The organism is Streptomyces sp. NPDC033229, assembly GCF_055576875.1.
In genome coordinates, this window is record NZ_JBVIQR010000053.1 from 22709 (window position 1) to 30827 (window position 8119).

An 8119-nucleotide genomic window follows, 5' to 3' on the forward strand; every position below is an offset into this window, starting at 1 on the left:
TGTGACGCGTGCCCCACCCCCGGGCGCCGGCTGCCGGATGGATCAGACCGTCGCGGGGTGCGGTCGTGGCGCTGCGGCCAGGCTGAGGCGGCCGGTGCGGTGGAGGCCGAGGACGGCCAGCGCGCAGACCCCACCGGTGGCGGCGAGGACCGCCCAGGGCAGCGCCGGGGCTCCGGCGGTGCGGGCCGCGTCCAGCGTCACACCGGTGAGGAGGTTGCCGAGGGTGATGCCGATGCCGCTGATGGTGTTGTAGAGGCCGTAGTGCGTGGCCACGTAGCGGTTCCCCGCCAGCGCGACGATCGTGTCCATCTCGAACGGGTAGGCCAGCATGGTGCCGAGGGCGATGAACAGGGCCGAGACCAGCGGTGGCCCGACAGCCAGGGCCCAGCGCGCCGGTCCCTGGCCCGGCACCGTCAACGCCGTGGCGGCCAGGAGCGGCAGGAAGGCGACGGCGAGGCAACCGAGGCCGGCGACCATCGACAGCCCCGGGCCCAGTCTTCTCTTGCACCACGTGGTGAGCCGGGTCTGGCAGAAGATCGTGGCCAGGCCGGAGGCGGCGAACAGCAACCCCACGCCCACGGTGTTGACGTGTCCGTCTCCGGCGACGCGCTTCACCTCCAGCGGCAACGCGAGGTAGACCTGGAAGGACAGCGCGTAGGAACCGATCATGGCGAGGGAGAAGAGCAGGAACGGCCGGTTGGTCACGACGGTCCGCCACTGGGCGAGGACCGACACCGCCGACCTGTCCGGGTCGGGCGGTGCGGTACGGGCGGGCAGGGCACGGATCTGCACGACCGACAGCACCGCGAAGACACCCGCGGCCACCACACAGGTCAGCCGGAAGCTCACACCGGTCAGCGCGATGCCGACCAGCGGGCCGAGGAGTATCCCGGCCTGGTAGAAGACGTTGAAGAGAGCGAACGCCTCCACCCGGCGCTCGCCCGCGTCCTGGGCCAGATACGCCCGGACCGCCGGGTTGAACAGGGCCCCGGCCAGGCCCGTGGCCGCGGACGCGGCCAGCAGCGCGGGCAGGGAATCGACGAGCCCCAGCACGGCGAAACCGACGATCCGCAGCATCAGCCCGGCAATGATCACCGGCTTGTAGCCGAGCCGGTCCGCGAGGGTGCCGCCGAAGAGGAACATTCCCTGCTGGCTGAAGTTCCGCACCCCGAGGATCAGTCCGACCAGCCACGCGGCCAGACCGAGATTGCCCGCGAGGTGCTGGGCCAGATAGGGCATCAGCATGTAGAAGCCGAGGTTGATGGTGAATTGGTTCACCATCAGGAGCTGGACGCTGGGCTCGAAGGAGCGCACCTGGGTGATCATGCCTTTCACCGGTTCCGCTCCCGGACGTCAGGGGCTGACTGCGGGGTGCCGGTCGGGCAGAGCTGCGCGGAGAGGGCGGGCAGGGTGAGCGGGTCGACCACCTTCACGCACCGCGTCCAGCGCCTGATTTCCTTCTCGTCAGGGCTTCCCACGACGTCCGGCTCGACCGCCGGCCGGGCGTCCAGCAGCCCATGGGCGGCGCAGTAGTCGTCGTCGTAGACCGTTCCGAGGTAGCGCTGCGGGCCGTCCGGGAAGACGGCGGCGATCCGGGTGTCCGCGGGCAGGGTGCGGGCCAGCCATCCGGCGACGAGCGCGACGGCGCCGACGCTCCAACCGCCGGTCGCGTAGTGCGAGGCGGCGAGTTCCCGACAGGTCCATACGGCCTCCGCGGGAGCGACCCAGTGCACCTCGCTGAAATTGTCGTAGGCGACGTTGCGGGGGTAGATGCTCGACCCGAGGCCGCGCATCAGCCGGGTGCGAGCGGGCTGGCCGAAGATGGTCGACCCGATGGTGTCGACACCGACGAGCCGCAGTTCGGGGTAGAGCTGCCGCAGGACACGTGACACACCGGCGGAGTGCCCGCCGGTTCCGACACTGCACACCAGGACGTCGATGTGGCCGATTCCTGCGGCCAGTTCCAGGGCGAGCGGTGTGTACGCGGCCACGTTGTCGGGGTTGTTGTACTGGTCCGGACACCAGGAACCGGGGTGCCGATCCATCAGCTGGGCCACGCGGTCCCTGCGGGCCTGCTGCCAGCCGCCGGTGGGGTGGGGTTCGGAGACCACATTGACCTGGGCTCCGTAGGCGGTGAGCAGCCGGATCATGGACCGTTCCAGGCCCGGGTCGGTGACAAGGACGACGGGGTGGCCGTAGACCATGCCGGCCAGGGCCAGTCCCAGCCCCAGCGTGCCGCTCGTGGATTCGATGATCACGCCGCCGGGGCGCAGGTCACCACGGGCGCGGGCGCGCTCGACCATGTGCAGGGCGGGGCGGTCCTTGATCCCACCGGGGTTGAAGCCCTCGAGCTTCGCCCAGAATCCGCGTCCGGCAGGGGCGAGCGGTTCGGACACCCGCAGGAGCGGGGTGTTGCCGACCAATCCGGACACGCCCTGGGCGGGCGGGTGGAAGCTTGTCGCGGTGGCGTGTCCCGGGGGTTCGGGGGCGGGGGAAGGGGCCTTGGAGATCTGAGGAGGCGTCATGATTTGGCTCTCGTGTGGGATGCGGGCCGGCACGGTCTTCGCGTAGGGCCGAGGTGGTGGCACTCGGCCGTGACCGCCGGGCCTACGTCCGCCACCGGCAGAGGCGGATGAGTGCCGCCCGCCTCCCCTGCCGTTCTCCGTGCGGCGGGCGCCCTGATGCGAGCGGGGGCAGGGGGACGGTCGCGGAACCGATGGCGTCGAGGGCCAGGGGCACCGGATCCGGTAACCGGCGCGGAACCCGCCCGGAACGGTCCGTGGTGGCCGGACCGTGGCAGACCGGCCCGTGGTGGTGGGACGACACGGGCTGCGTGGGCGGGGTGCCCTGCGCACTGCTGCCCTCTTCCCACGCCCACGGGGCCCGGGGGGAGCCGCCGTCGTAGGCGGAGGGGCCGCAGCCGAAGAGGGTGATCAGCAGAACTGCCGTGAGGCCGAGAACGGGAAGCCACCGTGGTGGGCGGGGTGGCGGAACGGTTTGGTGAAGGGCGTAAAGCGGTGGGGGGTTGTACGTCACCAGTGCTCCGTAGGGCAGCCGGAACCGCGCGCGCGGCCCCTTAAGGGCATACGGCGGTCGGGCGTCGGCGGACGAGCGGCGGGGAAGGTCCTGGGGAGCGCCGTTCACCTGCGGGAAGGCGGCGTGCGCCGCGGTCCTGCGGGCATCACGAACGGCCCTGTCGGCGGCCTCCTCGATCAGCGCGGCCGAGCGCGTGGAAGGGGAGGCCGGTTCGTCGCGGTGCGGGGCCTAAATGATCAGAACCGCGGAATCGACCGACGGTGGGTGCGCCGACGTGGCGCCGACCGCTGACGCGACGGTTTGACGGAGGGGAGGTACGGGCACCACGACCGACCGTGTCGCACAGGGGATCGGCAGTGGTGCGATCTGCTGGGGCTGACCGGACAGACAGTCCTCCACCCCGTGCCCCGCGGCGCCGTGGGGAGCGGGCCGCTGCCGGTGGACACCGATGCCCGCGGCCGTCGCACCGGCAGCGGGAAGCCGTTCGGCTGCCGCCGTGTGACCGGTGGTCACCGCGCCGGACAACATGGCGGTGACCGCGTGACCGCCGGGCCCCTCAGTGCCCAAACCGTGGGTGTACAACAGGCCCAGAAGGAGCGTCGCCAGCAACAACAGGCGCCGCGGACGTGCGCCCACAGGGCGAGTCCGCGGCAGACCGAAGGCGCGCCGGACCGTGACCATTGCCGTCATCGTAGCGACCCGGGGCGCTCCGCATAAGGGTCGGCGGGAGCGGCTCACAAATCGGCCGACAGGCGTATTACGCAGGGACGTTGCGGTTTTCGGCAACGGCGTCGGCGTGACCTCCGGGCCCCTCCGGTGAGGGGACTGCGGGGCGCCGGTCCGCTGTTCCTCGCCCGCGGCGCACCGGAAAGCGCCACACCGCGCTCACCCGTCCGCCGGGTGAGGCACGGGAATACCGGTCGCGTGGGCGGGTACCCGGCCACGCGGCGGCAACGAATGAAGGGACGCCATGGCAGGAAGTGGAACACACGGCACAGAGCCGCGCCCGGCGGGAAAGCTCGCCGGGCCCGGCGTGTCCGTACCCGGCGAACCGCCTGTGCCCTCCCGACGCCGCCACTTCGAGCAGACATTCGAGTCGCTCACGCCCGGACAGGTCTGAACGACCCGACCCACGATGGGCGCCCGCACCGGCTCGGCTCCCATCACGACACGAGGGAGCACTTCCATGCGTATATCCCGGACAGGTCCCGCACGCCGGTGGCTGCGGTGGCGTGACCGGCCCGCCCTGCGCATTCCCCCGGGTGCGGACGACGTGGAGAACGCCAGCCGCAGGTTCCTCATGTACGGGGTGCTGCCGTTGTGGTTCGTCCCCGCCGTGGCGGACTGGGTGATGCACCGGCGCACGCGGATCGAGGAGACCAGCGGTGTACGCGAGTCGGCGGTGCACGCACTGATGATGACCGAGGCCGGCATCCCGGTCGTGGCGGCCCTGGTCGCGAAAGTCAACCCGTTGGTGCTGTCCTTGATGGGCGGCGCGGCCCTCGCCCACGGCGCCACCGCGCTGTGGGACGTCACGATCGCCACGCACGACCGGGAAGTACGCCCGGTGGAGCAGCACATCCACAGCTTCCTGGAGGTGCTCCCGCTGTCGGCGGCGGCCTTCACCGCCTGCCTGCACTGGGACAAGGTGCGGGCCGGGCTGCGGAACGGCAAGAAGGCCGCGGACGACTGGAAGCTCGTGCCCAAGGAGCAGCCGCTTCCCGCCGCGTATCTCGCGTCGGTCGGCGCGGCGGTGGGCCTCTTCATCGCCCTGCCGTACGCGGAGGAGATGCTGCGCTGCGTACGGGCCCGGCGGGGGCGGCTCGCCCATGCCGCGTAAGCCGCGCATGAGGCCGGTCGTCTGGCGGCCGCCGCGGCCCCACCGCCCGCCGGCCGGGGCAGCCGGCCCCACGCTGCCGCCCTTGCGGCTGCTCCCGCTCGACGGGGCCGGTCCCGAACACCTCGCGCTCGACGGAGCCGGGAATCTGCTGACCGGTGTGGCCGACGGCCGCATCCTGCGGGTGGAGACGGCCACCGGGCAGGTGACGGAGGTGGCCCGCACACGAGGACGGCCTCTGGGGATGCATCGCCTTCCGGACGGCCGGCTTCTGGTCTGCGACGCCTACAACGGACTGTTACAGGTCGACCCGGCGACCGGCACAGTGAAGACCGTGCTGACCGCCGCCGCCGGCGAACCGCTGAACCTGTGCAGCAACGTCACCGTCACCCGGGACGGCACCGTCTTCGTGAGCGACTCCAGTCGCCGGTTCCCCCTTCACCACTGGAAGGGCGACATTCTTGAGCACTCCGGCACCGGCCGCGTCATCCGCTGGGTACCGGGGAGCGCCGCGGAGGTCGTCGTGGACGGGCTGCAGTTCGCCAACGGACTCTGTCTCGCTCCCGACGAGTCGTTCCTGGTCATCTCCGAGTCGGGGGCCTATCGGCTGCGGCGCCTGTGGCTGACCGGCGCCCGGGCGGGTACCACGGACGATTTCGCCGACCGCCTGCCGGGGTTTCCCGACAACCTGACGACCAGCCGTGACGGCCTCGTCTGGACGGCTCTGGCCGGCCCCCGCGACGCTCTTCTCGACACCCTGCACCGCCACCACCCGGCGCTGCGAAAGGCGTTGTGGTCCCTGCCGGACGCGCTGCTGCCCGACCCCCGGCGCACCACACATGTACAGGGCCGTGATGCCCAAGGCCGGCTGGTGCACGACCTGCGGCGCCGAGCCCACAACTACCACCTGGCCACCAGCGCCCTGGAATACGACGGGACGCTGTATCTGGGCAGCCTCGTGCGGCGCGCGATCGCCACGGCAACGCTGCCCCCGCCCCGGGAGACAGACCGGAGGACAGGCCGGGAGACGGACCGGGAGAACCGCCAGGCGTGAACGTCGTTCCGCGGGGCACACGTTCGTTTGGAGGTGGAAAACATGGTTCCCTTGCTACTGGTTCTGTTGCTCGCCCTGATCCTCTTCGGTGCCGGCTTCGCACTGAAGATCCTGTGGTGGGTCGCGGTCGTCGTGCTCGTGATCTGGCTCCTCGGCTTCCTCATGCGCTCCACTGGCGCCGGTGGCAGTCGAGGCCGGTGGTACCGATGGTGACCTGACCGTGTAGTACGTCGTGGGCCGGTGCGGATCCGTAGGGATCCGCACCGGCCCACACGCTTCTCCGCCGACCTCGCGGGTACGCGAATCATCACCGGGGGCAGGCATGCGGCCGCGCTGGGAACCCGCGCACCTCCAGCCCTTGCCTGTCCCCGGCCCGGGCGGACACGGGCTGTGGATACGGGCAGCCCCGGGCCGGTTACGGCGTACCGGTCCCTGCGCTCCCGATGCCGCCCCCGGCGTCCAGGCGGGAGATGCGTTGCTGCGCCGCGACCGCGGCGGCGAGGTAGCGCGGGTCGGGGAGCAAGGCGTATTCCCGCAGGCACGCCTCGGTGAACTTGATGACGTGCTCGTCGCCGTGTTCGGCTGCCCGTGCGCCCAGGTCGGCCACCGGGGGCAGGTCCGGGACCTCCGACCGCCAGGCCGCCGTGCCCTCGCCGCGCCGGTCGGTGGTGAAGGACAGCAGGAACGCCGCGTGCACCTGCCACAGTCGGGCCAGCGTCGGCTCGTACAGCTCCTGCGGCAGGTGCGGAAGCACGATGCGTGCGGCGGCCGGCGCGGTGACGCCGTGGATCAGCGGGACCGGAAACACCTCGGGGTGGCCGAGATAGACGTCGGCGAACTGGAGCGTCATCTCGCTCAGCAGCCGGGGCGCCTGCTCGGGAGCCAGCCACTCCAGCGACTCGGTGTAGCCGGGCAGGTCGGCGAGGGTTTCCAGACGCCCGCGGGTCGTACCCGGCCCCATCGGGCCGTCCGACGCCACGCGGGGCAGGGCGGCGACCGCGGCGGGCAGGGTGTGGGGGCCGGCCAGTCGCGGGCGGCCGGGGAGCTCCGCGTAGCGGGCGGCCCAGTACGCCAAGCCCCTTGCCAGCTCCCGCAGTTGGAGTGGCGTCGGCTTGTCGCCGGCCGCGTACAGACCGCGTACCGCGTGGGCGGTGCGGATGAGGCCATGGGTCAGACCGGCGAGCAGGCCGGGGATCAGGCGGGGCCACCAGCGGACGAGGACCTCCCGCCAGTGCGCCTCGGCCAGCTCCCGGACGAAGAGCAGCTCCCAGTCCCCGGCCCGGCCGAAGGCTCCCAGTGCGGAACGCCAGGAGGACTCGTCCGTGGGGTCCAGGGCGAAGCGCGCGGCGGGCGGCTCGTGATGCTCCATCGCACCCCGGTAGCGCCGCACCCAGCGGGCGACCTCGTCCTCCTGCCCGAGCAGGGCGAGCGCCTCGGCGCCCATCGGGCCGCGGTTGGCGAGGTCGGCCCCTTGTCCGCGCTCGTATCCGAGATCGTCCAACCGCTCCAAAGCATCGTTGACCGCGTCGATGTAGCCGACCGAGGACACAGAACCCCACCCTTCGAGCATCCCAACAGTTTGGATTTCCAAACCATCTACACTCGCAGTATGCCGCACACCGACGAGGCCGGGAAGGCCCCCCGGAGGCCGACCCCCGACGAGATCGCGGTCGTCGGCCTCGTACCGCTGCTGGAACCGTTCTTCCGCGGTCCGGTGGTACGGGCTCTCATGCCGGCGCAGCTCCGCGACGCGATGGAGACGCACGGGCTGACGCCGCGCCACGGCGCCGTACTGCCGCAGCTGCTGGCCGGACAGCCGCTGTCCGTCAGTGAGATCGCCCGGCGGCTCCATGTGTCGCTGCCCACCGCCAGCGAACTGGTCGGCGGCCTGAGCCGGGCGGGCATCGTGGAACGCACCGAGGATCCGGCGAACCGCCGCCGGATCCTGGTATCCCTCGCCGAGGACTTCCGCGCGCCGCTCGAAGGCTTCGTCGCCCGCCGGGGCGAGCCCCTGCTGCGCGCCTTGGACGGGCTGTCGCCCAGCGAACGCGCGGGCTTCCTGGCGGGCCTTTCCGCCTGGGTCCACGAGGTGCAGAACTAGGGCGCGTATTCGGTTGTGATCAAGGGCTGGTCCGGGTGAGGTCCTTGATCCAGATCAATGAAGCGCGCAGGTGGAGGCCGGCGAGGTAGCT

7 protein-coding genes are annotated in these 8119 nt (G+C 71.7%); 4 read left to right on the plus strand and 3 right to left on the minus strand.

Translation table 11 applies throughout. From position 1 onward, the window contains the following. Positions 1-42: 42 nt before the first annotated feature. Positions 43-1335, minus strand: a complete 1293-nt coding sequence (locus ACZ53N_RS31465; protein ID WP_469144220.1) for an MFS transporter — start codon at positions 1333-1335, stop codon at positions 43-45. Further along, entirely contained in the window at positions 1332-2525 is a 1194-nt protein-coding gene (locus tag ACZ53N_RS31470; RefSeq protein ID WP_469144221.1) for a PLP-dependent cysteine synthase family protein, read from the minus strand. The genes ACZ53N_RS31465 and ACZ53N_RS31470 overlap by 4 nt, the downstream gene beginning before the upstream one ends. Positions 2526-4222: 1697 nt before the next feature. Between ACZ53N_RS31470 and ACZ53N_RS31475 the strand changes: the two genes are divergently transcribed. The 3 genes from ACZ53N_RS31475 (at position 4223) to ACZ53N_RS31485 (ending at position 6140) form a co-directional block, all read left to right on the plus strand. Further along, positions 4223-4876, plus strand: coding sequence for a diguanylate cyclase (locus ACZ53N_RS31475; protein WP_469144222.1), 654 nt, complete (start codon positions 4223-4225; stop codon positions 4874-4876). Between the two features lie 82 nt (positions 4877-4958). Then, a complete protein-coding gene (locus ACZ53N_RS31480; protein WP_469144223.1) occupies positions 4959-5927 on the plus strand; it encodes an SMP-30/gluconolactonase/LRE family protein in 969 nt (322 codons plus the stop codon). Between the two features lie 42 nt (positions 5928-5969). Beyond that, positions 5970-6140 (plus strand): hydrophobic protein, encoded by a 171-nt coding sequence (locus tag ACZ53N_RS31485; RefSeq protein WP_130880568.1) that lies wholly within the window; start codon positions 5970-5972, stop codon positions 6138-6140. Between the two features lie 202 nt (positions 6141-6342). On the opposite strand, the gene ACZ53N_RS31490 is transcribed toward ACZ53N_RS31485, so the two are convergent. Continuing rightward, entirely contained in the window at positions 6343-7497 is a 1155-nt protein-coding gene (locus ACZ53N_RS31490; RefSeq protein ID WP_469144224.1) for a questin oxidase family protein, read from the minus strand. Positions 7498-7536: 39 nt separating this feature from the next. On the opposite strand from ACZ53N_RS31490, the gene ACZ53N_RS31495 reads away from it, so the two are divergent. Beyond that, a complete protein-coding gene (locus ACZ53N_RS31495; RefSeq protein WP_469144225.1) occupies positions 7537-8028 on the plus strand; it encodes a MarR family winged helix-turn-helix transcriptional regulator in 492 nt (163 codons plus the stop codon). The last annotated feature ends 91 nt before the right edge of the window (positions 8029-8119 follow it).

Excerpts from the sequence above, each read along its gene's own strand:
- ACZ53N_RS31470 (WP_469144221.1), bottom strand. The coding sequence starts at position 2,525 with ATGACGCCTCCTCAGATCTCCAAGGCCCCTTCCCCCGCCCCCGAACCC.
- ACZ53N_RS31475 (WP_469144222.1), top strand. The coding sequence starts at position 4,223 with ATGCGTATATCCCGGACAGGTCCCGCACGCCGGTGGCTGCGGTGGCGT.
- ACZ53N_RS31485 (WP_130880568.1), top strand. The coding sequence starts at position 5,970 with ATGGTTCCCTTGCTACTGGTTCTGTTGCTCGCCCTGATCCTCTTCGGT.
- ACZ53N_RS31490 (WP_469144224.1), bottom strand. The coding sequence starts at position 7,497 with ATGCTCGAAGGGTGGGGTTCTGTGTCCTCGGTCGGCTACATCGACGCG.
- ACZ53N_RS31495 (WP_469144225.1), top strand. The coding sequence starts at position 7,537 with ATGCCGCACACCGACGAGGCCGGGAAGGCCCCCCGGAGGCCGACCCCC.